The organism is Pseudoflavonifractor sp. BSD2780061688st1 E11 (genome assembly GCF_005844125.1).
Taxonomy (GTDB): domain Bacteria; phylum Bacillota; class Clostridia; order Lachnospirales; family Lachnospiraceae; genus Sellimonas; species Sellimonas catena.
This window is the reverse complement of the sequence record NZ_SPHM01000006.1, coordinates 68,715-93,896: the sequence shown is the minus strand read 5'-3', so window position 1 is coordinate 93,896 and position 25,182 is coordinate 68,715. Positions and strand designations below refer to the sequence as shown.

At 47.6% G+C, this 25,182-nt stretch carries 23 protein-coding genes; 6 read left to right on the top strand and 17 right to left on the bottom strand.

From position 1 onward, the window contains the following. Positions 1–29 precede the first annotated feature (29 nt). From holA to argC, 12 genes are all read right to left on the bottom strand, one after another. Positions 30–1,007, bottom strand: coding sequence for a DNA polymerase III subunit delta (gene holA / locus FGQ85_RS04405; RefSeq protein ID WP_087252997.1), 978 nt, complete (start codon positions 1,005–1,007; stop codon positions 30–32). A 40-nt stretch (positions 1,008–1,047) separates the two neighbouring features. Then, the gene (locus tag FGQ85_RS04400) at positions 1,048–3,246 is read right to left on the bottom strand and encodes a DNA internalization-related competence protein ComEC/Rec2 (protein WP_138372776.1); all 2,199 of its coding nucleotides are present in this window, start codon (positions 3,244–3,246) and stop codon (positions 1,048–1,050) included. Positions 3,247–3,249: 3 nt separating this feature from the next. Then, entirely contained in the window at positions 3,250–4,185 is a 936-nt protein-coding gene (locus tag FGQ85_RS04395) for a GerMN domain-containing protein (protein WP_087167388.1), read from the bottom strand. Positions 4,186–4,197: 12 nt separating this feature from the next. Further along, positions 4,198–5,565: an ATP-binding protein gene (locus FGQ85_RS04390; protein WP_347563046.1), complete on the bottom strand. Its 1,368-nt coding sequence runs from the start codon at positions 5,563–5,565 to the stop codon at positions 4,198–4,200. Positions 5,566–5,629: 64 nt separating this feature from the next. Beyond that, the gene (locus FGQ85_RS04385; protein ID WP_087167390.1) at positions 5,630–6,319 is read right to left on the bottom strand and encodes a response regulator transcription factor; all 690 of its coding nucleotides are present in this window, start codon (positions 6,317–6,319) and stop codon (positions 5,630–5,632) included. Positions 6,320–6,331: 12 nt separating this feature from the next. Then, a complete protein-coding gene (locus FGQ85_RS04380) occupies positions 6,332–6,982 on the bottom strand; it encodes a helix-hairpin-helix domain-containing protein (protein WP_138372774.1) in 651 nt (216 codons plus the stop codon). Positions 6,983–7,063: 81 nt separating this feature from the next. Continuing rightward, positions 7,064–7,495: a DMT family transporter gene (locus FGQ85_RS04375; RefSeq protein WP_087167392.1), complete on the bottom strand. Its 432-nt coding sequence runs from the start codon at positions 7,493–7,495 to the stop codon at positions 7,064–7,066. Positions 7,496–7,559: 64 nt separating this feature from the next. After that, complete coding sequence (locus tag FGQ85_RS04370; protein ID WP_087167393.1) at positions 7,560–8,741, bottom strand: aspartate aminotransferase family protein; 1,182 nt, start codon at positions 8,739–8,741, stop codon at positions 7,560–7,562. Next, positions 8,734–9,630, bottom strand: a complete 897-nt coding sequence (argB, locus tag FGQ85_RS04365; RefSeq protein ID WP_087167394.1) for an acetylglutamate kinase — start codon at positions 9,628–9,630, stop codon at positions 8,734–8,736. The genes FGQ85_RS04370 and argB overlap by 8 nt, the downstream gene beginning before the upstream one ends. A 12-nt stretch (positions 9,631–9,642) precedes the next feature. Further along, positions 9,643–10,866, bottom strand: coding sequence for a bifunctional glutamate N-acetyltransferase/amino-acid acetyltransferase ArgJ (argJ, locus tag FGQ85_RS04360; RefSeq protein ID WP_138372773.1), 1,224 nt, complete (start codon positions 10,864–10,866; stop codon positions 9,643–9,645). A 42-nt stretch (positions 10,867–10,908) separates the two neighbouring features. Next, complete coding sequence (locus FGQ85_RS04355; RefSeq protein ID WP_118635744.1) at positions 10,909–11,355, bottom strand: GNAT family N-acetyltransferase; 447 nt, start codon at positions 11,353–11,355, stop codon at positions 10,909–10,911. 6 nt (positions 11,356–11,361) lie between these two features. Further along, entirely contained in the window at positions 11,362–12,402 is a 1,041-nt protein-coding gene (gene argC, locus FGQ85_RS04350; RefSeq protein WP_087167521.1) for an N-acetyl-gamma-glutamyl-phosphate reductase, read from the bottom strand. 290 nt (positions 12,403–12,692) lie between these two features. Here argC and FGQ85_RS04345 point away from each other — a divergent pair, with 290 nt between their 5' ends. The 4 genes from FGQ85_RS04345 (at position 12,693) to FGQ85_RS04330 (ending at position 16,561) form a co-directional block, all read left to right on the top strand. Further along, the gene (locus tag FGQ85_RS04345; protein WP_087167397.1) at positions 12,693–13,919 is read left to right on the top strand and encodes an argininosuccinate synthase; all 1,227 of its coding nucleotides are present in this window, start codon (positions 12,693–12,695) and stop codon (positions 13,917–13,919) included. 157 nt (positions 13,920–14,076) lie between these two features. Continuing rightward, positions 14,077–14,607, top strand: coding sequence for a GNAT family N-acetyltransferase (locus FGQ85_RS04340; protein WP_087167399.1), 531 nt, complete (start codon positions 14,077–14,079; stop codon positions 14,605–14,607). 147 nt (positions 14,608–14,754) lie between these two features. Next, a complete protein-coding gene (locus tag FGQ85_RS04335; RefSeq protein ID WP_087167400.1) occupies positions 14,755–15,186 on the top strand; it encodes a MarR family transcriptional regulator in 432 nt (143 codons plus the stop codon). A gap of 127 nt (positions 15,187–15,313) precedes the next feature. Further along, positions 15,314–16,561 (top strand): MFS transporter, encoded by a 1,248-nt coding sequence (locus FGQ85_RS04330; RefSeq protein WP_138372772.1) that lies wholly within the window; start codon positions 15,314–15,316, stop codon positions 16,559–16,561. Positions 16,562–16,742: 181 nt separating this feature from the next. Here FGQ85_RS04330 and FGQ85_RS04325 read toward each other — a convergent pair whose 3' ends face one another. Both FGQ85_RS04325 and FGQ85_RS04320 read right to left on the bottom strand, forming a co-directional pair. Beyond that, the gene (locus FGQ85_RS04325; RefSeq protein WP_138372771.1) at positions 16,743–17,540 is read right to left on the bottom strand and encodes a DUF1835 domain-containing protein; all 798 of its coding nucleotides are present in this window, start codon (positions 17,538–17,540) and stop codon (positions 16,743–16,745) included. 25 nt (positions 17,541–17,565) lie between these two features. Next, the gene (locus FGQ85_RS04320; RefSeq protein WP_138372770.1) at positions 17,566–18,534 is read right to left on the bottom strand and encodes a dipeptidase; all 969 of its coding nucleotides are present in this window, start codon (positions 18,532–18,534) and stop codon (positions 17,566–17,568) included. A 66-nt stretch (positions 18,535–18,600) separates the two neighbouring features. On the opposite strand from FGQ85_RS04320, the gene FGQ85_RS04315 reads away from it, so the two are divergent. Next, entirely contained in the window at positions 18,601–19,317 is a 717-nt protein-coding gene (locus tag FGQ85_RS04315; protein ID WP_138372769.1) for a gamma-glutamyl-gamma-aminobutyrate hydrolase family protein, read from the top strand. 10 nt (positions 19,318–19,327) lie between these two features. Here FGQ85_RS04315 and FGQ85_RS04310 read toward each other — a convergent pair whose 3' ends face one another. Next, the gene (locus FGQ85_RS04310) at positions 19,328–20,299 is read right to left on the bottom strand and encodes a Gfo/Idh/MocA family oxidoreductase (protein WP_138372768.1); all 972 of its coding nucleotides are present in this window, start codon (positions 20,297–20,299) and stop codon (positions 19,328–19,330) included. 204 nt (positions 20,300–20,503) lie between these two features. Here FGQ85_RS04310 and FGQ85_RS04305 point away from each other — a divergent pair, with 204 nt between their 5' ends. Further along, positions 20,504–22,060 (top strand): ABC-F family ATP-binding cassette domain-containing protein, encoded by a 1,557-nt coding sequence (locus FGQ85_RS04305; RefSeq protein WP_087167407.1) that lies wholly within the window; start codon positions 20,504–20,506, stop codon positions 22,058–22,060. Between the two features lie 106 nt (positions 22,061–22,166). On the opposite strand, the gene FGQ85_RS04300 is transcribed toward FGQ85_RS04305, so the two are convergent. Together FGQ85_RS04300 and FGQ85_RS04295 are read right to left on the bottom strand one after the other, a co-directional pair. Next, positions 22,167–22,994, bottom strand: a complete 828-nt coding sequence (locus FGQ85_RS04300; protein WP_138372767.1) for a PRD domain-containing protein — start codon at positions 22,992–22,994, stop codon at positions 22,167–22,169. A gap of 21 nt (positions 22,995–23,015) precedes the next feature. Further along, on the bottom strand, positions 23,016–25,181 hold the full coding sequence (locus FGQ85_RS04295; RefSeq protein WP_138372766.1) for a PTS transporter subunit IIABC: 2,166 nt from the start codon (positions 25,179–25,181) through the stop codon (positions 23,016–23,018). Position 25,182: the final 1 nt, after the last annotated feature.

The following is a 25,182-nucleotide window of genomic DNA, read 5'->3' as shown; positions in this document are numbered from 1 at the left end:
TCAACTCATTATAACTGCTGTATCTTATATTAACTACTGTATTGTACAATCAGAAGCTCCACCGCCATTGTATCGGCAAGCCTTCCTGTCTTGACCTCCTCTTCTGTCGAAGCACAGTCCTCCAGAATCTGCCGAAGACTGGAAGGAGAAAACTTCTGTGCCTGTGCCAGATAGCGTCCCACCGCAAACGGCGGAACCTTGACATTTTCACTGATCTCTTTTTTCCCGTATCCCCGTCTGTTCATCTCAGATACTTCCAGCAGAATACGGAACTGCCGTGTCATCAGAAAGAGAATCCGCATCGGCGGCTCTTTTAAGGCCAGCAGATCATAATAATACATCAGCGCCTGCTTCTGCTTCTGATCTGCCACGGCATTGACCATGTCGAAAATCTTGTTGTCTATGTGGGTCGTACAGATTTCTTCTATATCATGAATGGTAATCTCCTGTTTCCCAAGAGTATAGCAGAACAGCTTCTCAAGCTCGCCGTGGATATTTTCCATATCTTCCCCGACTTTCGTGAGAAAATACCGGACCGTCGACTGGGTAATCTGCCGTCCTTCCTTCTTCACCATGGAGAGTACCCATTTCTGCAAAGTATTGCCGTCCTGTCTGGTCATCTCCACAATGCGCCCTTTTTCCTTTACCGCCTTGTATAGCTTTCCCCGCTTGTCCACTTCGCTCTCCACAAAAAGAAAGCACGTCGTCTCCGGCATGCTGCGGATATACTCCGCAAGCTCCGGAGAGGCGCCTTTGAAAAATCCGGTGTCCTCCATCACAATCAGTCGTCGCGGGGCGAAGAACGGAAGCGTCTCGGCAAGATCGATGACCTGTCTGACATCCGTTCCCTTCCCCTCGTAATACGCATAGTTCATCGTATCCCCTTCGGGGAGCATCGCCTTGGAAAGCCTGTCCTTATACTGCTTTTTGAGATAGCTCTCCTCACCGTACAAAAGATATACCTGTTTAAATTGTCCTGTTTTGAGATCTTCATTTAAACTTTTCATACCGCTATTCTAGCATAGAACATGTTTTTCCGTAAACACCCTATTCCAAAAATTTTCGGATGGTCATTGTCTCCCCTTTGACCAGCAATGTGATGGCTCCGTCCTCTTTTGTACAGAATGTCTGGATTCCACAGGTTTCCAGACGTTTCAGAAGCTTTTCTCCCGGATGTCCGTATGGATTGTCTTTTCCCGCAGAAATCAGTGCATACCTTGCATTGTTCTGTTCTAAAAACGCTTCTGTCGCTGCTCCGTCAGAACCGTGATGGGGAACTTTCAGTACGGTATAGGTTCCTGAACCGCTTTCTCCCTGTAAGAAGTCTTCTTCTCCTGCTCCTTCCAGATCCCCGGTAAAGAGCATGGAAAACTTCCCGCTGGAAAGTTTTAAAATCATGGATGCTTCATTTCCCGGTTCTCCTCCATATTCTTCGGAAGGGCCAAGACAGGAAAGCTCTGTCCCTGCCCTGTCCCGGATTGCTTCCCCCGCTTTCATGGTCCGCACTTTTGTCCCTGCTCTTTTTGCGGTCCGTGCCAGATTTTCAAGACCTTCATCCCACAGATGCTGCTCGGGCAGAACCAGTGTCCGGATGCCGACGCCCACCTCCTGGCGCTCCAGCATTTCCTGTATCCCGCTGATGTGATCCGTATCCCCATGGGAAATCAGGACATAATCCAACATCCGGATTCTCTTGCTTTCCAGAAACGGCTCCAGCGTGTATTTTGCCAGCATCTCTTCCGATGTGCTTCCTCCGTCTACCAGACAGTCCAGTCCTCCCGGCATCCGGATCAAAATCCCATCCCCCTGACCCACGTCTATCATGGTGACTTTCAGCTCTCCGTAATGCTGGCTCCATGGGCCAAGAAGCAGAGTCAGTGCAAATATAAGGGCGGACATCCCCGATTTTCCCTTTCCTTTTCGGAACAGCAGATATACCAGCATCAGCAAAAACAGATAGAGAAGAATCTGGATTGTATCCGGCTTTCCGGTGACAATTCTTGCAAAAGGCAGTTTCAGCATGATCCGGCAGTTCCATTCGTAAAACATCAGAACCGCCTTACTGATCCAGAGAATGACATCCGCAAGAGGGGGCAGCACCAGACAGCAGATGCTTCCCAAAAGACCGGCTCCCATGACAACCGACATCATCGGAATTACCCAGATATTCACAAGGACCGAGTACAGCGGAAATTCATAATAGGAAGAAAGAAGGACAGGAAAGGTCAGAAGCTGAATGCACAGCCCCGGATACACTGCCCAAAGCAGTTTCTGCCGGATGGTTTTCTTCCTTTTTATTCCAGGAGTTTTCTCTTTTTTTCTTTCCTTTTCTTTCAGTTCCTCCAACCGGATTCGCAGCTCTTCCCCTCCCCAGATGGCAAAGATCGCACCAAACGAGAGGAGAAATCCCGGATCAAATACGGAAAGAGGCGCTGTCCCCACAATCACAGCAGCGGAAACGACAAGGCTTGTCAAAAGGTCATAGACTCTTCCCGTCACCTCTGCTCCCATCCGGATAAAATACATGTAAACTGCTCTTCTTGCCGAGACACTGAATCCCGTCATCACCGCATACGGGAGCAAAACAAGTATACCCAGGGCGGCGCTTCCAGAAAACGGGACTCCCGCCTTTCGCATTGTCCGGTAAATCAAAAGACCGATAAAGGACACATGAAGCCCCGAGACCGCCAGAAGATGAGCAATTCCGTTTTTCTGATACAGCTCTTTCACCTCCGGATCCAGGGCACTTTTATCTCCCAGGAGAATTCCGCTTAAAACCGCACCCTCGTCCCCCATTCTGTCCAGAAGTTCTTTCTTCCACCGCTCCCGAAGAGAGGCAATCCATTCTTTTCCATATTGAATTGTGTTGTCTGTAACTTTGATTGATTCCGGAAAGATCATTCCGTAGATATTCTGATTCTGATAATAAGACCGGGAATCGAATGTTCCCGGATTAGAAGCCCTTTCAAACAGATGAAAGGTGCCTGTGACTATGATCGTATTGCCGATCCTGTAATCGCTCCACTCGGAGCTGTAGATGATATACGCCCTGTCTCCCGCACGAAGATACCATGTCGGACCCTTTTCCCTTTGTTCTCTTTTAAAAATACGCCCGCTCACACAGATCTTTTCTCCGTCCATCCGCAGTACTTCCGGCGGGAACTCCCATTTGGCTCCCGCCCAGAAGACCAGACAGCGGATCACAAGAAAAACAAGGCACATTACTGCAAGCGGCCTGTTTTTCAATCTTTATTTTTCTCCTTCCACAAGATCCAGATTTCTCGACAGCGGCTGGTCCAGCGGAACGCTTTCGCCGAAGTTGATATTACTCTCACCGTTGATGGAAATCTGTACCTGGCCTGCCATCCCGCTCTCCACAATCGAATTGACGATCGAGTAAATCAGGATCTCAGGCTTTACATTGGATTTCATGTTCATCAGTTCCTGATCAAAATTGACATAGCAGATCTGATCCCTTGTGGATACACTCAAGATCTTGGTATTGGCCGGAATCGTTGCATAGGCTCCCGAAGAGGACGGCCCCTTCAACAGCTGCTCAATCACCAGACGTTCCATGGAGATATTACTGTTGTACCGGACATTATTTACCGTTTCCTTAACCAGTTTGTCCCCGTCTTTGTTGGCGAAATAAAGCGTCAGTGACGTAGACTGATAGGAGTGGAGCGAAGATCCGACATTCTGTATAAAATCCTCGTTACTCATCAGGCCGACCGGCGTATTGTCTGCCGCCATCAAAGGCTCCTCTCCGATATAAAAAGAGACATAATCAATCCCGGAGATCTGTACCAGTGATTTTACAACCGCCGCTCTCAAAAGCACTTCTTCTGCGGCATCCAGAGATGTGTATTTCTCATTAAAAGTAAGATCCACCTGTTTCCCGTCGATCTCAAACTCTTCCACCCTCACGTCATTCTGAAACGGGGTCTGATAGTCCTCTGACTCTTCAGCCGGTTTTTCCAGTGCATCCAGCACATACTGTACCTGCTCCGCCTTTGACCCGTCTTTCTTTTCCCCGGCAATTCTCACAAGTTCCGTCTTATCCGCACTTAAGTAAAACAGTCCAAACTCTCCCTGCTTGACCTGCTCTCCTCTCCTGCAGCCGGACAGGAGACCAGACGCCATGAGTATAACAAGCAGAAATGATACAATCCTTTTTCCTTTCATGGTCTCCTCCTCTTATTTTGCATTTGCCACATATTTCAACGGAATCCGCACGGTAAACGTCGTGCCCTCCCCTTCTTCACTGTACACTTTGATAGCCCCTCTGTGCATGATCACAGCGCTTCGTGCAATGGCAAGCCCAAGTCCCGTTCCTCCGATTTCCCTGGAATGAGATTTGTCCACGCGGTAGAATCTCTCGAAAATATGTTCCTGCGCTTCTTTTGGAATTCCCATTCCGGAATCCGCCACTTTTAAATAGAAAAACTTATGGTCTGCGTTTAACGATACATGCACCCAGCCATTTTCATGATTGTACTTGATGGCATTTTCCACCAGATTGCTGACTGCGAGGGAAAGTTTGGTCTCATCCACTTCCGCCTCCACAGTACGGAATGTCTCAAAAACAAGCTCGATATTCTGCTTCTGTGCAATCGGCTTGAGTCTTTTTAAAATCCGCTCTACAATGAGGTTGATATCCATCATTTCAATATTCATATCATTGGAAGTCTTATCCATCTTCACAAGAGACAACAGATCGTTGATAATCTTGTTCTCCCGTTCGATCTCCTCCGACATATCTCCCATAAACTCCCGGTAGAGCTCTGCCGGCACTTCCTCCTGGGACAGAAGAGAATCCGCCAGCACCTTCATGGAAGTAAGCGGCGTCTTCAACTCATGTGAGACATTAGAAACAAATTCCTGTCTCGATTCGTCCAGAACCTTGAATCTTCCGATCATCTTATTGAACGCCTCCGAAAACCGGATGGTCTCCAGAAATGCATTTTCATGGAGATCGTCTTCCTCATAACTTTCTGTCATGTTTTCGACTGCTTTTGTAATCCGGTTCAGCGGACGCGTAATGTAAAAGCTGATCAGCACGCCCACCGCAATCAATACAACAAACACCGTAATGATGATAATATCCAGCGTCTGTCTCAGATTTTCCTGAATATCCACAATATTGTCCGTGGAAACACTAGCGAGCATAACACCGACAATCTCTTTGGACGCAGTCCCCTGAATCGGAGACGTCACTTCGATATAGCTGTTCCGGTCGTCATAATTGCTGACTGTTTCACCTTCAAAACACTTGATCACATCACCGGAAATGATCGTCTTGCCCGCATCCAGATCGTACGAATCCTCAATGATCCGGTAAGACTGATCGATAATCATGACCCGGCCGTTATAAATGTTGGAAAACTGTGTGATCTCCGCGTCGATCGTCTCCGGGATATCTCCCGAAAGTGTGTCCAGCACGGAAAGCTGGTTGCAGAGAATCGTACACTGATTCTGAATCTCTGCCATGCGGATTGAGACAGAGTGGCTCTCGTTGGACCGCAGAACCACAAAACGTAAAATCAGACACGGCACCATTCCCATAAAAAGAATCAGCAGGAAAATCAGAAACCTGAGACTTTTAAACGGATGGTGCCTGAGTTTTAACTTACCCCCTAAAATAGTAACCAACTCCCCATTTTGTATATACATATTTCGGATCACTCGGGTTCACTTCGATCTTCTCACGAAGTCTTCTGATATGTACATCCACAGTCCTTGCATCGCCCGGATACTCATATCCCCAGACAAGATTTAACAGATCCTCTCTGGAATATACCTTGTTCGGGTTGTGGGCCAGAAGTTCCAGAAGATCAAATTCTTTTGCCGTCAGGTTAATCTCTCTGTCTTTGGAAAATACTCTTCTGCTCTCACAGTCAAGCTTTAAGTCTCCTTTGACAATGACCTTCGCATCTTTTCCATCTTTTTCCTTCTTGCCTGTCCGGCGCATGATGGCCTTGATCCTTGCCTTTACCTCCAGAATATTAAACGGCTTTGTGATATAGTCGTCCGCACCATACTCGAGTCCAAGAATCTTGTCCATGTCGTCGCCTTTTGCCGTCAGCATCACAATCGGTACATCCGAAAATTCTCTGATCTGCTGGCATACTTCAAACCCGTCCAGCTTCGGAAGCATGATATCCAGAAGAATCATGTCGTAATCATTGTCCCGTGCATAGGCCAAAGCTTCTTCCCCGTCGTATGCGCAGTCCACTTCCATGCCGTCCTGTTCCAGACTGAAGCGTATTCCTTTTACAATCAGTTTTTCATCGTCTACAACCAATACCCTTTTTGCCATGTTTCTCCCTCGCTACACTGTTATCTTATCTTTAATCTTTTCAAAAACTCCATCCTTGATACCGGAAATATTTTTAATTTCATCGATGGAATCAAAGTTCCCATGTTCTGTTCTGTACTGAAGAATCGCCTCAGCCTTTGCCTCACCGATCCCCGGAAGCGTCATCAGTTCCTCCCTGGAAGCCTGGTTGAGATTGACGAGCCCACCGGCTGCTTCCGGGGATCCGCTTCCGGCTCCTTGCGGGATTGCCGGATTTGCTCCGCTTACTTCCTCTTTGTCCGGCACGTAAATCCTGGCTCCATCTGTCAGAACCTCCGCCAGATTCAGCCAGGAAGCCTCGGCCTCCTCAGTCACGCCGCCCGCCATCTCGATCGCCTGATAAACTCTGCTTCCGGCAGGAAGCGTCACAACACCTTCTTTTTGGACTTCCCCGCAGACGTAGACAACAATCATCTCCGTCTCTGTCTTCTTCCGGTTTTTTGACTCTTCTTCCCCGGCAGACTTCTGCTCAGTATCTTCTTCCAAAACAGCCTCCTTCTCTGACTCTTCCTCCAGAAGCACCACCGTCTCTTCCGGTTCGGCCTCCTTACCGCCGCATCCTGCAAACACCAGAAAAATCAGAACTGCCGCCATACAAAACAATTTTCTTTTCTTTCTATGCATAGTACTCCTTTACCGCAGCCGATAAAAGCCCCCTCTATGCAGATAGTTCTATTGTAACGAATTTCTTTTTAAATTACAACTCTATTTCCACTGGAAAATCGCAATTCCGATCAGCGCAAGCAGAAGCCCTCCCGCCTTTCTCCATTCAAACGGACTTTTGTCCATTCCAAAGAGTCCGAAAAGTTCAATGACATAAGCCACTATCAACTGCGCAATGACAATCAGAAGCGCCGCCTTTGCCGGCCCCAGCTGATCCATGCTTTTGATTACAGTCCAGGTGATGCCCGCACCAATGGCTCCTCCAAGCAGCATATACTTTGGCTGTACTTCCATCAGACTTCCAACGGAATCCCTGCCTGCAAAAAACCAGACGATCAGACAGACGATAAATGCAGAAAACTGGACCCACATATTACTGACCCACATTCCCGCCGTCTTCGTCACCTGTGTATTAAAAACACCCTGCACACTCATCAGCGCACCGGAAATCAATGCAATAATAAAACCGGTCATACCGGAAATCCCTCCTTTCTTCTATATAAGAAGGTAGTCTTTCCAGTATGCCGGTTTTTATTCTTTATTCCAGGATCTCATCCAGAATCCGTATCAGTTCGTCCACTTCTTTTTCTGTGATAATCAGAGGCGGTACAAACCGGATTACGTCACTTCCTGCGCTGATCAGAAGCAGTCCCTTTTCCAGTGCTTTTTTCGTCACTTCCGCCGGAGAAATACTGAGCTGTATTCCCTGCATCAGACCTTTTCCTTTGCAGGCCAGAATGCAGTCGTGTTTCTTTGCCAGTTCCTCAAGCTGTTTTTTCAGATAAGCTCCGATTTCCTTAACATGCTCCGGAATGTGTTTCTCTTCAAAGATCTCAACGGTCTTTGCCACAGCCGCACAGGCAAGCGGTCCGCCGCCGTAAGTCGTACCGTGGTCTCCCGGGGCAAGTGAATACTCTGCCACTTTCTCCGTCATGGCAAACGCCCCTACCGGGAATCCGCTTCCGATGGCTTTTGCCATAGTCATAATATCCGGACGCACGCCGTATTCCTGCCATGCAAAGAAGGAGCCGGTCCGGCCCATGCCGCACTGTACTTCATCGCAGATCATCAGAATATCGTTTTCATCACAGATCTTGCGGATTCCTTTCATGAATTCTTCCGTCGCCACGTTAATTCCGCCTTCGCCCTGCACCGGCTCTACAATGATGGCGCAGGTCCTGTCTGTCACCAGTGCTTTCACACTGTCCAGATCATTAAGCTTTGCAAACTTCACACCCGGAACAAGCGGCTCAAACGGCTCCTGATAAGCTTTGTGGCCTGTCACGGAAACAGAACCGAATCCCCGTCCGTGGAAAGATTCTTCCATGGCAATCCATTCAAATCTTCCACTCTTTTTTGTATAGGCGTATTTTCTTGATGCTTTCAATGCACCTTCCACCGCCTCGCCGCCACTGTTGCAGAAAAAGATCCGGTCCATCCCGGACACCCTCTTCAGCGCTTCTGCCGCCTCTTTTGTTCTTGTATGATAGTAAAGATTGGAAGTGTGGGCCAGCTTGTCAATCTGGCTTTTCAGAGCCTCATTCCACTCTTTATTTCCGTATCCGAGAGAATTTACCGCATATCCGGCCGCGAAATCCAGATAAGCTTTACCCTCCGTATCGTACAGATACGCACCTTTTCCATACTCCAGGATCACTGGAGCCGGATTGTATGTGTGTACAAGCGCATTCTGTACGGAGTCCATATATGATTTATCCATGATAATACCGACACTCCTTGTCATTTAAAATTGCTGTACCAATTCCTTTGTTGGTAAAGATCTCAAGCAGCAGGCAATGCGGAATCCGACCGTCCAGAATATGAATCCGGGAAACTCCGTTTTCCAGCGCATCGATGCAGCTTTTCAGCTTCGGAAGCATACCGCCTTCGATGTAGCCTTCATTGATCAGACGGATCGCGTCTTCTGCGGAAAGCTCCGGAATCAATGTTTCCGGATCTTTTGGATCTTTGTAGACACCTTCGATATCTGTCAGGAAGGCAAGTTTCTCCGCTTTCACCGCTTTTGCGATAGCACATGCAGCTTCGTCCGCATTGACATTGTATGCCTGGAAATCATTGTCCAGACCAACGGAGCAGACTACCGGAAGGAAATCTTTTTCCAGAAGGTCAAAGAGGATCTTCGGCTCTACGTCGCAGACGCTTCCTACATATCCGATGTCCTCGCCGTCCACGTATTTTTTCGTCACTTTCAGAAGTCCGCCGTCAATGCCGCTGACTCCGATGGATTTAATTCCAAGCTCTTCCACGAGCTGTACCAGCTTTTTGTTGACTTTGGAAAGTACCATCTCCGCAATCTCCATCGTCTCTTCATCTGTTACGCGGAATCCGTTGACAAACTTCGTTTCCTTTCCGACTTTGTCAACCCACTTGCTGATCTCCTTGCCGCCGCCATGAACGATAATCGGCTTGAATCCACAGAGCTTTAACAGGACTACATCCTGGATGACTCTCTTTTCCTGTTCCTCATCGAGCATGGCGCTTCCGCCGTATTTTACTACGATGATCTTTCTGTTGAAACGCTGAATGTACGGGAGCGCTTCAATCAGCACTTCTGCCTTGTCCAGATATTTCTGCATACTCTTGTCCATTTTTCCTACCTCCTAGCTTCTGTAGTCCGCATTGATTTTAATATAATCATATGTAAGGTCGCATCCCCATGCAGATGCTTCTTCCGTTCCCATCTTGATGTCCGCAATGGCTGTCACTTCCGGCTGCGAGAGAATCTCTGTCGCTTTTTCCTCGCTGTAGGCAACAGCAGTACCGTTTTCCGTAATCTGAATCTTTCCTGCCTTGCTCTCGAAGAACAGATCAACCTTCTCCGGATCGAACTGTGCCCCTGAATATCCCATGGCACAGAAGATTCGTCCCCAGTTGGCATCGTGTCCTGCAATGGCTGTCTTCGTAAGGTCAGAGCATACGATGGATTTTGCCAGGGTCTTTGCCTGCTCTTTTGTCTCGGCTCCGATGACTTTTGCCTCAAACAGAGCCGTGGCTCCCTCGCCGTCTCCTGCAATCTTCTTTGCCAGATAAACATTGATCTCATGAAGTGCCTGGCAGAATGCCTCATACTCCGGTGTTCCCTCTTTGATCTCCTCATTTCCGGCTACTCCGTTTGCAAGGAGAAGTACGGTGTCATTTGTGGAGGTGTCTCCATCTACGGAGATCATGTTATAAGTATCCTGCACATCCGCGCTCAGCGCCTTCTGAAGCGCCTCTTTGGAAATGACTGCGTCTGTGGTGATGAAACTTAACATCGTGCACATATTCGGATGAATCATTCCGGAACCTTTTGCCATTCCGCCGATAGTCACTGTCACGCCGCCAACTTCGATCTCAGCTGCCAGTTCCTTCTCTACGGTATCTGTCGTCATGATGGCTTTTGCCGCCAGTGTTCCATTCTCGATGGAATCATTCTTTTTCTCCGCAAGTGCCTTGACTCCTGCTTTCATACGGTCAATCGGGAGCTGGCGTCCGATCTCTCCGGTCGATCCAAGGGCTACGCTGTCTGCCGGAATTCCGAGTGCTTCCGCTGCCGCCCTGGCAGTCTCCTCACAGTAGTACATTCCTTCTTCTCCGGTGCAGGCATTTGCAATGCCGGAGTTAACAACGACAGCATGTACCGGTTTTCCGGAATCCACTACCTGACGGTCCCATTTCACCGGCGCTGCTTTTACGACATTCGTCGTGAATGTTCCTGCTGCCGCGCACGGCTTTTCACTGTAAATCAGTGCCATATCCGTCCTGCCCTCGTATTTGATCTTCGCTGCGGTGCTTGCTGCCTCAAATCCTTTTGCCTTTGTCACTCCGCCTTCTACTATCTTCATGTTCCCATCCTCCGTTCTGATCCCGGATTCTGCCCGGCATCTTTATTCTATAAATACTGTAATATTTTCTTCATTTAAAGTGAAATCATAATAATTCAGGTCTTCCCGTTTCGTCCATCCGATCCGGTTCCAGAATGCATTCCCGATATCATTTTGTGTAAAGGCAATCAGAGATACCTTGTTGATCCCCTCTGCCTGCAGCGCCCGCATGGACGCAGCCACCATCTGGCGACCGATTCCGTGCTTGCGGTATGCCTCCTCTACACAGACGTGGTAAAAGCATCCTCTTCTTCCATCGTGACCGCAGAGAATGCATCCTACGATCTTCCCGTCCTCTTCTGCCACTACACTGGTCGTCGGATTCCTCTTCAGGAAACGTTCCACACCCTCTCTTGAGTCGTCGATGCTGCGGATTCCAAATCCATGAATCGTTTTCCAGAGGTGATACACCTGGTCATAATCCTCAATTGTCATTATCCGAATCTTCATTTTCTCTTACGGGAACATCGGTACGAGATTCAGTCCTTCGTTCTCCGGAAGACCAAACATCAGATTCATATTCTGTACCGCCTGTCCTGCTGCTCCTTTCACCAGATTGTCCATTGCTCCCATCATGATCACTCTGCCCGTCCGCGGGTCAAGCTGGAAGTTCACATCTACATAATTGCTGCCTTCCACCCATTTAGTCTGCGGGCAGATGCCTTTCTCAAGCACTCTTACGAACTGCTCATTCTCATAATAGCGGTCATAGACTGCTTTCACTTCTTCATAGGAAACTTCTTTCTTTAAGGAAGCATAGGCTGTCACCAGAATTCCCCGGTTCATCGGCACCAGATGCGGTGTAAAATTCAGGACTGTCTTTACACCGGATGCGTAGGTCAGCTGCTCCTCGATCTCCGGTGTGTGCCGGTGGGAAGCCACTCCGTATGCTTTGATGTTTTCATTCACTTCGCAGTAAAGATTGTCCACCTTTGCTCCTCTTCCCGCTCCGGATGTCCCGGACTTGGCATCGATAATCAGTGTATTCATATCGATCAGTCCTTCTTTTGCAAGCGGATAGATGGAGAGAATCGAACAGGTCGGATAGCATCCCGGATTGGCGAGAATCCGCGCCCCTTTGATCTGCTCCCGGTTGATCTCACAGAGTCCATACACTGCCTCCGGCAGAAACTGCGGACTCTTGTGCTCGATCTTGTACCATTCCTCGTATACATTCTGATCTTTAATACGGAAATCCGCGCTTAAGTCAATCACTTTGACTTTGGAGAGAATGTCTTCATTTAATAAAGAAGCGCAAAATCCCTGCGGCGTTGCTGTGAAGATCACATCCACCTGATCTGCGAGTTCTTCCATATTGTCATCCTTACAGACGTCCTCTACAATCTGAAACATATTCTGGTAAACTGCTGCGTATTTCTGATCGATATAACTTCTGGAACCGTACCATTTGATCTCCACGTCCTTATGACCCATCAGGATCCGGACCAGTTCTCCTCCGGCATATCCAGTCGCTCCGATGATTCCTGCTTTTATCATGATTCTTTCGATCCTTTCTTTTCTTTCTATAGAATGCTCTGTTGGAATCGAGCTGTTTTGCTTGTAGTCTTTAGTATACAACCTTTTTTTTCCTTTCACAAGTATAAATACACATATTTTTTGTATAATTATTCTTCTTTTATGAATATTTTTTTGTGTATTATGCATTGTCTCTCGAAAAATCTTCTATTTTTATCTGATTTTCTACATTTTTCTGTTGCATAATTATAAAAAAAGGTGTATAGTAACACATGTGATTGACGAAAACAAAATTTCAGGAGGATATAGATATGAAAGAAAAAGTTGTACTGGCGTACTCAGGCGGACTGGATACTACCGCTGTCATCCCGTGGCTGAAGGAAACGTTTAACTATGATGTCATCTGCTGCTGTATCGACTGCGGTCAGGGAGAGGAGCTTGACGGACTGGAAGAACGTGCGAAAATGTCCGGCGCAAGCAAGCTTTATATTGAAAATATCGTAGATGAATTCTGCGAAGACTACATTATGCCTTGCGTACAGGCAGGCGCTGTTTATGAAAACAAATACCTGCTCGGTACTGCTATGGCTCGTCCGGGAATCGCAAAGAAACTTGTGGAAATCGCAAGAAAAGAAAATGCCGTAGCAATCTGCCACGGTGCAACCGGAAAAGGAAATGACCAGATCCGCTTTGAACTTGGAATCACTGCTCTCGCACCGGATCTGAAGATCATCGCTCCATGGAGAATGACAGATCTGTGGACCATGCAGTCCCGTGAAGATGAGATCGAATACTGCAAACAGCACGGCATTGATCTTCCATTTGATACAAAACACAGCTACAGCCGTGACCGGAACCTCTGGCATATCAGCCACGAAGGTCTGGAACTGGAAGATCCGTCCCAGGCTCCAAACTACGATGATCTGCTCGTACTTACCGTAACACCGGAAAAAGCACCGGATGAACCGGAAGAAGTGACCATGACATTCGAAAGCGGCGTACCGAAAACGCTGAACGGCAAAGAGATGAAAGTTTCCGAAATCATCACAGAGCTCAACAAACTCGGCGGAAAACACGGCATCGGTATCATCGATATCGTGGAAAACCGTGTTGTCGGCATGAAGTCCCGTGGTGTCTATGAAACTCCTGGCGGAACGATCCTGATGGAAGCACATCAGCAGCTGGAAGAACTCGTTCTCGACCGCGCTACCTATGAAGTGAAGAAAAACATGGGCAACAAACTCGCTCAGGTTGTCTACGAAGGAAAATGGTTTACACCGCTTCGTGAAGCAATCCAGGCATTTGTAACATCCACACAGAAATATGTGACAGGAGAAGTAAAATTCAGACTGTATAAAGGCAACATCATCAAAGCCGGAACAACCTCTCCATATTCTCTGTACAATGAATCACTTGCAAGCTTTACAACCGGCGATCTTTACGATCACCACGACGCTGACGGCTTCATCAACCTGTTCGGACTTCCGTTGAAAGTTCGCGCCATGAAGCTGATGGAAGAGAAAAATAATCAGAAATAATTCATAATCATGCATAATTATAAACCAGCTTCCGGGGAATGTTTATTCTCCGGAAGTTTTTGGCATCTTTATGTATCAGAGGTGAAAAAACACTGGAATTTCTAAGCCTATTCTGGTAAGATTATTAGAATCATACCTGTGAGGGAGGGAAAGAAAAATGGAAATCTTAACACTGAAACGACCGGACATTTCCTTTTCGGATGAGATCCGCTCCTATCGTCAGGAGTTTCTCGATGCGGGGAGCCCTCTCAATGGCTGCGGCCCTCTGGCCGACATGGAAGATCCGGCAGAATGGGTAGCACACACAGTACGCTTTGAAAAGGGCGATGATATCCCTGAGGATATGGTACCATCGACTCAGTTTATCTATGTCAGAGAGTCTGACGGCAAAATCCTCGGTACCATCCAGATCCGTCACTCCTTTACTCCATTTCTGGAAACATACGGCGGACATATCGGCTACTCCATCCGTCCAAGCGAACGTCGTAAGGGATACGCAAAGCAGATGCTTCACGACTGTCTTCCATACTGCAAAGAACTCGGACTGGAAAAGGTAATGGTCTCCTGCGTGGATACCAATGTCGCAAGCCGGAAGACGATCCTTGCAAACGGCGGCGTTTATGACGGCACTGTCTGGGAACCGGAAGAACAGGTAAACTTTGAACGGTACTGGATTACAGTGGAATAAACGAATTTCCTTATAAGCTAAAAACGGACATTTGCAGACGCAACTGTCCGTTTTTTCATTTCCCTACTATTTCATAAAAAATCTCTTGACTTATGTCCGAAATCGGATATAATGTACAATGTACGAAATCGGACAAGGGGTGAGCATATGCACTACTTAGGAGCAGAACAATATACTTATTTGGCAGGCGAAATCAATGCTTTATATCATGAAGCCGCTGTAAAAACGGGAATTTCAGACAGTGTTCAGAATATTTTATATGTACTCTGCGAGAAAGGCGGAAAATGTCTGCAAAGTGAGATCAGCAGACTCACAGGCATCAGCCGCCAGACCATCAATTCTGCCATCCGCAAATTAGAAAAAGAAGAAATTGTATATCTGGAACAAGGGAAAGGCAGAAATACCATTCTCTGTCTGACTGAAAAAGGGCAGAAATTTTCATTGGAAAAAATCTATCCTTTACACGAAATCGAAAACAAAATCTGGAGTGAGTGGACTCCGGAAGAACAGCAACAATACCTGGCTCTTACGAAAAAATATCGTGACGGATTAAAGAAATATATGGAAGCCCTGCTATAAATACAGGGAAGAATGATCTTTGGAAGGGAGGTGGCTTGATGTCGGCATCAGTACACTAAGGGGATTATCGTACTTGATATTGTCCCCTGTTTGAAAAACTATTTTGAAAATGAGAGGACAATTGAATATGAAAAAAATACAAAAGTGGAAATCACAATTTATCATCGTTGCATTAGGACAGGCAGTTTCCATGCTGGGCAGCCACGGTGTTCAGTTTGCCTTGATCTGGTGGCTTGCTGAGAAGACATCTTCGCCTTTCATGCTGGGAATATCAGGACTTGTCGCCTATCTCCCGATGTCGTTATTCAGCCCGATTGCAGGCATTGCGGCAGACCGTTACAACCGAAAGTTTATCTCTATTTTTTCGGACATGGCAATGGGAATCACTGCACTGATTTACGCAGTGATGCTGTACTTTTTTGACCTGCCTGTATGGACAGTATGTATTATGCTTTGTGTCAGAGGGATTGGCAGCACCTTTCAGCAGCCGGCCATACAGTCCATTATTCCGCAGCTTGTACCAAAAGACCAACTGATCAAAACCAATGGGTGGATGCAGCTTTTAAGTTCCGGTTCTTTCCTGATCGGGCCGGTCATCGGCGCAGTTTTATACTCACTCTTCCCTATGTCCATCGTTTTGGTGAGTGATGTGGCAGGAGCAATTTTAGCAAGCAGCGCATTAGCCATTGTGAAAATCCCAAAGTTGGAAAAAACAGACAAGGAAGAACAGCATTTTGTTGCAGAAATCAAAGAGGGGTTACAGGTATTTAAAGAAGATAAACGACTGTTTTACATTGTTGCCGCAGAAGCACTTTGCATGTTCTTTTACGCACCGCTCTCTTCTTTTTATCCATTGATGACAAGCGATTATTTTCAGTTGTCAGCCATGCACGGCAGTGCTGTGGAGCTGTCCTTTGCCGTCGGCATGATGGTAGCATCCCTCCTGTTTTCCAGCGTTTTAAAAGTAGAACGTAAAATCAGGGTTTCTTTTATCGGTCTGTTTGGAATGGGGATCACATCTCTGATCTGCGGCGTCATACCTCCGACTTATGTTGGCTGGTTCTTCTTTGCAGCAAGCTGTATCTGCCTGGGCGCTTCCGGAAATGTTCATACAATTCCACTGACTGCTTATATACAGGAAACCGTTGCTCCCAAAAAAATGGGACGGGCATTTTCGGTACTTACTTTGATTTCTTCCGTTACAATGCCGATTGGATTACTTTTCAGCAGTCCGATAGCAGAACAAGTAGGCGTGAATGTCTGGTTTTTCATTTCCGGCCTTTGCATGATTCTGCTGACCAGCCTTGTGTTTATCCGGTATTCGGTAAAAACAGAGGCATCAGAAAAAAGGTATAATGAGGAAAAGACAAATTAGAAATCCTGATTCACTAAAATCTCCAAAAAGATAAAAAGCGTGGCCCCGACAGCTCACCGGCTGCCGGGGCCCGCTTTGGCAATACGCTATGTTTCTCTTTTATCTTTCAAATGTATACTGAATTCTGGCAACCGCCGCAAGATCCTCGGTCACGCCTCTCCGGATCATGCTGTCTCCTCCTTTATTTCTTGCAGATCCATCTTTCAAATGGATTTCTGTCATCTTTTGCGATCCGGACTGTTCCTTTCCTGATCCCGGCTTCAATCCGGTGTGCCAGCCAGCCGTCTCCGATTCCCGGCTCATATTCTCCCAGAACGTTTCCAAGAACCTCTGCTTCTTGTTGCGGTTCTTCTGTCAACGTGTTTTCGATCATGAAGTCATAAAAGGATTCCCGAACGCTCATCGGCTTTCCATTGACAGAGGCTCTGAGTACTGCGTTCTCCTGCACAAGTCTCTCCCAGTGCATCGTCCCGATCTGGATTTCCCACTCATTCAACGGTTTTTCATACGCAAGGAGCGATGGAAATTCCTCATGCACAATCTCTCCCATCGTAGATACCTCATATGGCATGTTGGTATCCTGACGGAACAGGACGTCCGGTAGTTTCACTGCCGAGATCTGATCGGTCAAATCGTTTAACAGGTGACAGGTATAATAATAGCCGCACACTTCATAAGGTGCTCTGCCGTACCAGATACGGACAGGCTTCCCCTCTGCCGCCAGCGTTCTCAATCTCTCCGGCATCACACTGTATCTGTTGACTCGTTCTTTATATTCTTTCCACACGCGCTCTCCCGCTTTTGTCCCGTCACGGAACAAGGTTTCCAGCGCATTGCTTCTTTTGTTTTCATTATCCAGATTCCGGATCTCTCCAACGTCCAGTCCCAGATCCAGACAGATAATCTCGTCCGCCCGGTTTCGCAGCCGGGACATTTTCAATGAAGCCGCCTCACTTGCACCAAATACTACTTCTACCATATATTTCTCCCTCTGAAACTTTCAACTAAAGCACCGTGTCGATCACACGTTTTGCATTGCCGTACCAGATCTTTTCCCGCTGCCGCCCGGTAAATCCGGCCTTTCCGAGCGCATCGTAAAGAAGGGGCATCGCACCGATGTCTTCGATCTCCATCTTCTCTGCTCCGCCAAAGCCGTCAAAATCCGTTCCAATGGCGATAACTTCTTCTCCGCCTTTCTGGTACATGTGCCGGACATGGCTTACCATCTCTTCGATCAGGCAGGAACCGCTTTTCCCAAGAAACTCCTGATAAAAATTCAGGCCGGCAATCCCTCCTTTTTCGGCAAGCGCCCGGATCTGTTCATCCGAAAGATTTCTCGGATGATTCCGAAGCGCCCGTGCATTGGAATGAGACGCCACCGGAGGGGTTTTGCTGTGAGAAACCACATCCCAGAAGCCGCCCTCTGACAGATGGGAGACGTCGATAATCATCCCGATCCGGTTCATTTCTTCAACCACGGAAAAGCCAAACTGCTTCAGTCCCTTTCCCATCACCTGTGCATCCGGGCTGTTCGGATAACCGATGCAGTTTTCATAATTCCACGTCAATGTGATCAGGCGGATTCCCATATCATACAGTCCCTGCACCCGCTCCAGTTCTCCATGGATCACTCCGCCCTCTTCCAGTGTCAGAAATGCGGAAATCTTTCCTGCCTTCCTGTTCCGTTCGAGGTCGCTTCCATTTCCTGCAAAAGCAATTTCATCCGGATAGATCCAGATCTGCTTTTTCAGATACGTGGCCATCCTTCTGACATATTCATATGCCTGTTCGTGCTTCGATTTTCCAAGAAATTCCACCAGCGGCACAAAGCAGGCAAAAAACTGTGCCATGGATCCTCCCCGCTTCATTTTTTCTATATCTACTTTCAGATGGTTCTTTTTCAGATCCTGATCCGGCATATTTTTGGACAATAATTCACATACCGTATCACAGTGCATGTCAATCAGATTCATAAGAAACGACTCCTTTTCATAAACTGATACCATTATAATCTAATATAAGCAGAAAGGAAATCAGATATGAAACAGAATTCCCCTTCCATCGGTATCGTTGTGTGCGCCAGAGAACACGGGCGCATGTTTACCAGTCTTCCGTACATACAGGCGGCCGCAGATCACGGCGGACTGCCTTTTCTGATTCCTTTTTACGAGGACATGGAACTCTCCTATTTTCGGGCATGTCTGAAAAAATACGACGGTTTTCTCTTCTGCGGCGGCGCCGATATCAATCCTCTTCTGTTCGGCCAGTTCCCATCCCCGGAACTTGGAACAATCGATTACGACTTCGACCGGTTCCAACTTGACTTTCTCACCTTTCTTCTGAAGCACTCTGAAAAGCCGGTCCTCGGTATCTGCAAGGGAATGCAGCTTCTGACTCTTGCCTGCGGCGGCACCATTTACCAGGATCTGTCCGAGCAGCCGGATTTCTTTAACCACAGCCCCGCTGCCGCTTTCCGGCATGATCCTGTCCATCTCGTCCGCACACTGGAAGATACAATGCTGTCCGACCTGATCGGAAAGCAGGCCAAAGTCAACAGCTTCCACCATCAGGCAGTCAAAGATCCGGGAGAAGTTCTCCGAATCTGTGCCCTCGCACCGGACGGACTGATTGAAGCGGTGGAAGGAATCAGGCATCCTTTCCTGCTTGGCATCCAGTGGCATCCGGAATGTATGTATCTGACCTCCCGGAAAATGAGCCGGATCTTCTCCGCCTTCATCGAAGCCTGCCGAAACTGACTGCTCTTTTTTACTTTTCAAACGGAAAACGGATGCCCCATGCGTTTCGCATGCTGTCCATCAGCTGCATCATGTAGATCGACTCACTGTGAGGCATCTGCGGGCATTCCGTTTTTCCCGCACGTACAGCTTCCATAGCTGCCCGTACTTCGTACTCAAATCCGGTAATCTGCTCCGGCGTTTCCATCTCCCGGATCAGTTTTCTGCTGTTGTCAAAAACCTGAATCCTGTCCACATCATTGATATTCCATGCAATCAGATATCCTTTGTCGCCGTAGACGATTCCTGCCTGCTCTGTTCCGCCTAACATGCTGCTGTGCATCGATGCCATACATCCGTCTTCAAAAATAAATGTGGCTGCATTCTGCGCGTCAACTCCGGTCTCCAGCTTGACACAGGACGTATCCATGGACTTGATTTTGGCATCGGTAATCATCCGGATAAAAGTCAGCGGATAAATACCCACATCCAGAAGCGCCCCTCCGGCAAGCTCCGGATTACGAAGCCGTTCTACATTTTTGATATCATAGCCGAGATTTGCCGTAATCATATGGACCTTCCCGATCTCTCCGGAACGGATCACCTCGTCAATCATGGCTCTGGATGGAAGGAAACGTGTCCACATTGCCTCACCCGCAAAGATCCCTTTTTCCTCGGAAATCCGGAAAATCTCCTCCGCCTGTGCGGCGTTTGCCGTAAATGCCTTCTCACAGAGCACCGGTTTTCCGGCTTCCAGCGCCATCTTCATATACTGATAATGATGGGAATGCGGAGTCGCCACATAGACAAGTTCCACCTCCAGATCTGCAAACAGTTCCTCATAAGAACCGTACGCCTTTTCTATCTGATTCTTTTCGGCAAATGCCTGTGCCTTTGCAAGGTCACGGGATGCCACTGCATATGCTGTTGCGTCCTCCATCTCATTTAATGTCTTCGCCATAGTGACGGCAATTCCGCCCGCTCCGATAATTCCTACCTTCATCTTTGTCCTCCTTTTCTGATCTGCATGTTGATTTAGATGTTATACAATTACAATCTCCTTACTTCCTTCACTCTGTCCTTATTGTATCAAATTTCCCGCTGTAAGACAAAACTAACGACTGAAAGAGAATTCTGTTTTTCCGGGTGACAATCCTTCGGTTTTCCTGTACAATAGGGAAAGACTGTATCATAAGGAGTTTGAGTGATGAGTATTTTAAATGTAGAACATCTGTCACACGGTTTTGGAGACCGTGCGATCTTTTCGGATGTTTCCTTCCGCCTGCTCCGCGGTGAACACATCGGACTGGTAGGCGCAAACGGGGAAGGAAAGTCCACGTTTTTTAATATGATTACCGGCCATCTGACACCGGATGAAGGGAAAATCGAATGGTCCAAAAATGTCCGTGTCGGCTATCTGGATCAGCACACGGTCCTGGAAAAAGGGATGACCATCCGGGACGTACTGAAATCCGCCTTTTCCTGGCTCTTTGAACTGGAAGAAAAGATGAATCAGATCTGTGATTCTCTGGGAGATGCTTCGGAAGATGAAATGACTGCCATGATGGAAGAGCTCGGAACCATTCAGGACACCCTGACCATGCACGATTTCTATACCATTGACAGCAAGGTGGAGGAAGTGGCAAGAGCCCTCGGTCTTCTGGACATCGGCCTGGACCGGGATGTCACCGATTTAAGCGGTGGACAGCGTACTAAAATCCTTCTTGGAAAACTGCTTCTGGAAAAGCCGGACATCCTTCTTCTGGACGAGCCGACCAACTATCTGGATGAAGAGCATATTGCCTGGCTGAAGCGCTATCTTCAGGAATATGAAAGTGCTTTTATCCTGATCTCTCATGATATTCCATTCTTAAATGACGTTGTCAACATCATTTACCACATGGAAAATCAGAAACTCGACCGCTATGTAGGCGACTATACGCATTTTGAGGAAGTTTACGCTGTCAAGAAAGCACAGCTGGAGGCGGCCTACCGCCGACAGCAGCAGGAAATCAGCGAGCTGAAAGATTTCGTGGCACGGAATAAAGCCCGGGTCTCCACACGGAACATGGCCATGTCCCGTCAGAAAAAGCTGGACAAGATGGAGAAAATCGAACTTGCAGCGGAACGTCCGAAACCGGAATTCCACTTCCGCTACGGGCGGACACCGGGCCGGATTCTCTTTGAGACAAAGGATCTGGTGATCGGATACAACGAGCCTCTCTCCAAGCCTCTTTCCATCTCCATGGAACGCGGCCAGAAGATTGCGCTCACCGGAGCAAACGGAATCGGGAAAACAACGCTTTTAAAGAGCATCCTCGGGCTGATTCCATCGCTGAGCGGAAGCTGTGAGCTGGGAGAAAATCTCCAGATCGGATATTTCGAGCAGGAAGTCAAAGGCGAAAACACCGCCACCTGCATCGATGAAATCTGGGATGAATTTCCATCCTTCAATCAGTACGAAGTGCGGTCTGCCCTTGCAAAATGCGGCCTGACTACCAAGCATATCGAAAGCCAGATCCGGGTATTAAGCGGAGGTGAGCAGGCGAAAGTCCGGTTATGTAAACTCGTAAACCGTGACACGAATATCCTGCTTCTGGACGAGCCGACCAACCATCTGGATGTGGACGCCAAGGAAGCACTGAAAAAAGCACTTCTGGAATACCGTGGAAGTCTCCTTCTGATCTGCCACGAACCGGAGTTCTACCGGGATGTGGTATCCGAAGTGTGGGACTGCACAAAGTGGACAACCAAAATCATCTAATCTGTAAAACCGGAACAGACGCAAAAGATCCCCGCAGGAATCCGGGCCTTACGGCCGCCCCTTGCTTCCTGCAGGGATCTCTTTTTTGAAACATTTTCTGCTCTATCTATTCCCGGTCTACAATCCGTAAAATATGGATCGCCAGAAATCCGATTTCCTCCCGTTTCACTTCCGTCTTCAGTTCTTTTTCCATCCAGGCACAGATCTTCACTGCCGCCTCAAACTCTTTCGGATATTTCAGCTGTACGAATTCATTTAAGTCCGCTTTCACCTGCTCGCCTTTGCGTGTCCGTACAAGCATGTAGTAAATATGGCTCATCATACGGTTATACGCAAGAGAATCCGGTTCCACATCAATCTGAAACTGCTCTTCAATCATCCTGATTCCTTCATTGATGATCCGGGTATTATCCAGTGTCTCGGAAACCTTCTCATCCGTACGGGCCGAATGAATATGCAGAGAGATAAATCCGACCTCATCATCAGAGATCTCGGAACCAGTCATCTCACGGATGATTTCCCGCCCTTTCAGGGCAACCTCGTACTCTTTTTCAAACAGTACCTTGATGTCCGGCGTAAACGGATTTGGTATCTGCCTCTTCTCTTCCGCCCGCTTTGCCGCAAGGGCGATATGATCTGCCAGAGGGAGCAGGGAGTCATGGCTGACATGCTCAAATACCTTCTCCGCTTCCTCCAGAATCCGCCCTGTAGCCTCGATATATACCGGCTTGATGCCGTTGACCACCTTCAATGCGGAGACCTGTTTTTTCTTCGTCACCAGCGTATAAATTTTGGCATTTTTGATCATTTTCAACTCTTCGCCCGGATGTTTCCCGAATCCAATCCCGTTTCCGAGCAGAATGATCTCCCGCTTCTTCTCACGGTCCAGGGCAAGAATGGCATTGTTATTCAATACTTTGATAATTCGATACATCTGACATAAGCTCCTTTACAATCAGCAGCTCACGATCTCCGCAATATCCTCCTGTGCATTTACATGCCCGGATGCCTTCATTACAATTTCTTCCTCTTCTGTCAGTCCTGTAAATACCGCAATGCAGGCTTCGGATTTCGCATGCTCTTTTATATATTGTATATCAAAAGCCATCAGTTTGTCTCCCTTTTTTACGAAATCTCCGTTATTTACAAACATCTCGAAGCCTTTTCCTTCCAGTTTTACCGTATCGACACCGATATGAAGCAGATATTCTACGCCGTCCTGTGTCGTCAGGCCGATCGCATGGTTTGTCGGGAATACAAAGCTTACTGTACTGTCTTCCGGTGCATAGACAACTCCTTCTTCCGGCATAACCATATATCCGTCTCCCATCATCTTTCCTGCAAACGCTTCGTCAGGAGTATCTGTGATCGGATGCGCCTCCCCTGTAAACGGTGAGCAAAGCACCTTTTTCGTTGTCTTTTCTACTGTATTTTTCGTTTCTTCTTTCTTTTCTTCTTCCGGTTCCGGAGCTGTCTCCTGTGCGATGTACTCTTCATCCGGAGCATTCACAAGGTAGTCTTCCAGATTGGATTTTACAACGGTAACAGACGGTCCGTAGATAATCTGGATTCCCTGTCCCTTCTTCACAATTCCGGACGGACCGGTCTGTTTCAGAATCTGATCATTTACCAGTTCCGGTTTCACAACTGTGCAGCGCAATCTTGTTGCACAGCAGTCCACATCGGAAATATTTTTCTTTCCTCCAAGTCCCTGAGTGATAAGAATACTTCTCTCATCTCCTCCTGACACAGAACCATTCTGATCCTTTGCACCCTGTTTTGCCTTGTAGTCCGCTTTCGTATACAGTTTGGTCTCAGCATCGTCATCCTCACGCCCCGGTGTCTTCAAATTGAATTTCTGGATCAGGAATCGGAAAATCACATAGTAAAGGATAAAGTAAATAATACCTACCGGGATGATCCGCATCCAGTTTGTCTTGTCGTTGCCCTGTAAAATACCGAAGATGAACAGGTCGATAAATCCTCCGGAGAACGTCAGTCCCACAGCAATATTCAGAATGTGAGCAATCATATATGCCGCACCTGCCAGAATCACCTGAACTACAAAAAGCAGCGGAGCCACAAACAGGAAGGAAAATTCCAGAGGCTCTGTGATACCTGTCAGCATACAGGTCAGTGCTGCGGAAAGCAAAAGACCGCCGGCCTGTTTTTTCTTCTCTTTCTTTGCACAATGGTACATTGCAAGGGCTGCTCCCGGAAGTCCGAAGATCATGAAAATGAATTCTCCGGAGAAATATCTCGTCGCGTCTGCACTGAAGTGCACGGTGCTCGGATCAGCAAGCTGTGCGAAGAAAATATTCTGTCCGCCCTGTACAAGCTGTCCTGCCACTTCCATCGTTCCACCCACTGCGGTCTGCCAGAACGGAAGGTAAAATACGTGATGCAGTCCAAACGGGATCAATGCACGTTTAATAATACCAAAAATCAAAGTACCGACATAACCGGTTCCTGTTACCAGTCCTCCAAGCGCGTAAATTCCATTCTGTACGAACGGCCATACGAAGAACAGAAGAATACCGACACCCACATAAACGATAGTGGAAATAATCGGCACAAATCTGGAACCACCGAAGAATGACAACGCATTCGGGAGCACGATCTTATGGAATCTGTTGTGAAGCGCCGCCACGCCAAGTCCTACAATGATACCTCCAAACACACCCATCTGCAATGTCTGAATACCAAGGACACTTGCCACCGTACCGCTGAGCACATCGGAAGCAACCGTGCCGTCCGCCAGGATGGTCCCGTCAATCTGAAGCATTGCGTTGATGGTAACATTCATAACAAGAAACGCTATCATCGCAGAAAGCGCTGCTACTTCCTTTTCTTTCTTTGCCATACCGATTGCCACACCTACGGCAAAGATAATCGGCAGGTTGTCAAAAATCGCATTTCCCGCTTTTGTCATAATCGTGAATAATGCGTTCAGCACTGTTCCTTCTCCAAGGATTCCTGCCAGATGATATGTCTCAATCGTCGTCGCATTCGTCAGCGAGCTTCCGATTCCAAGCAGCAGGCCGGCAACCGGAAGAATGGCGATCGGAAGCATGAAGCTTCGTCCAATCCTCTGAAGAACACCAAAAATTTTGTCTTTCATA

Bases quoted from the DNA above. Each gene is read 5' to 3' on its own strand.
- FGQ85_RS04355 (WP_118635744.1), bottom strand. From the start codon at position 11,355: ATGAAGATTCGGATAATGACAATTGAGGATTATGACCAGGTGTATCAC.
- FGQ85_RS04315 (WP_138372769.1), top strand. From the start codon at position 18,601: ATGAAACAGAATTCCCCTTCCATCGGTATCGTTGTGTGCGCCAGAGAA.
- FGQ85_RS04305 (WP_087167407.1), top strand. From the start codon at position 20,504: ATGAGTATTTTAAATGTAGAACATCTGTCACACGGTTTTGGAGACCGT.
- FGQ85_RS04390 (WP_347563046.1), bottom strand. From the start codon at position 5,565: ATGGGAATGGTGCCGTGTCTGATTTTACGTTTTGTGGTTCTGCGGTCC.
- FGQ85_RS04340 (WP_087167399.1), top strand. From the start codon at position 14,077: ATGGAAATCTTAACACTGAAACGACCGGACATTTCCTTTTCGGATGAG.
- FGQ85_RS04385 (WP_087167390.1), bottom strand. From the start codon at position 6,319: ATGGCAAAAAGGGTATTGGTTGTAGACGATGAAAAACTGATTGTAAAA.
- FGQ85_RS04300 (WP_138372767.1), bottom strand. From the start codon at position 22,994: ATGTATCGAATTATCAAAGTATTGAATAACAATGCCATTCTTGCCCTG.
- FGQ85_RS04375 (WP_087167392.1), bottom strand. From the start codon at position 7,495: ATGACCGGTTTTATTATTGCATTGATTTCCGGTGCGCTGATGAGTGTG.
- FGQ85_RS04395 (WP_087167388.1), bottom strand. From the start codon at position 4,185: ATGAAAGGAAAAAGGATTGTATCATTTCTGCTTGTTATACTCATGGCG.
- argC (WP_087167521.1), bottom strand. From the start codon at position 12,402: ATGATAAAAGCAGGAATCATCGGAGCGACTGGATATGCCGGAGGAGAA.
- FGQ85_RS04370 (WP_087167393.1), bottom strand. From the start codon at position 8,741: ATGGATAAATCATATATGGACTCCGTACAGAATGCGCTTGTACACACA.
- FGQ85_RS04320 (WP_138372770.1), bottom strand. From the start codon at position 18,534: ATGAATCTGATTGACATGCACTGTGATACGGTATGTGAATTATTGTCC.
- FGQ85_RS04295 (WP_138372766.1), bottom strand. From the start codon at position 25,181: ATGAAAGACAAAATTTTTGGTGTTCTTCAGAGGATTGGACGAAGCTTC.
- FGQ85_RS04330 (WP_138372772.1), top strand. From the start codon at position 15,314: ATGAAAAAAATACAAAAGTGGAAATCACAATTTATCATCGTTGCATTA.
- argJ (WP_138372773.1), bottom strand. From the start codon at position 10,866: ATGAAGATAGTAGAAGGCGGAGTGACAAAGGCAAAAGGATTTGAGGCA.
- argB (WP_087167394.1), bottom strand. From the start codon at position 9,630: ATGGACAAGAGTATGCAGAAATATCTGGACAAGGCAGAAGTGCTGATT.
- FGQ85_RS04325 (WP_138372771.1), bottom strand. From the start codon at position 17,540: ATGGTAGAAGTAGTATTTGGTGCAAGTGAGGCGGCTTCATTGAAAATG.
- FGQ85_RS04345 (WP_087167397.1), top strand. From the start codon at position 12,693: ATGAAAGAAAAAGTTGTACTGGCGTACTCAGGCGGACTGGATACTACC.
- FGQ85_RS04335 (WP_087167400.1), top strand. From the start codon at position 14,755: ATGCACTACTTAGGAGCAGAACAATATACTTATTTGGCAGGCGAAATC.
- holA (WP_087252997.1), bottom strand. From the start codon at position 1,007: ATGAAAAGTTTAAATGAAGATCTCAAAACAGGACAATTTAAACAGGTA.
- FGQ85_RS04380 (WP_138372774.1), bottom strand. From the start codon at position 6,982: ATGCATAGAAAGAAAAGAAAATTGTTTTGTATGGCGGCAGTTCTGATT.
- FGQ85_RS04310 (WP_138372768.1), bottom strand. From the start codon at position 20,299: ATGAAGGTAGGAATTATCGGAGCGGGCGGAATTGCCGTCACTATGGCG.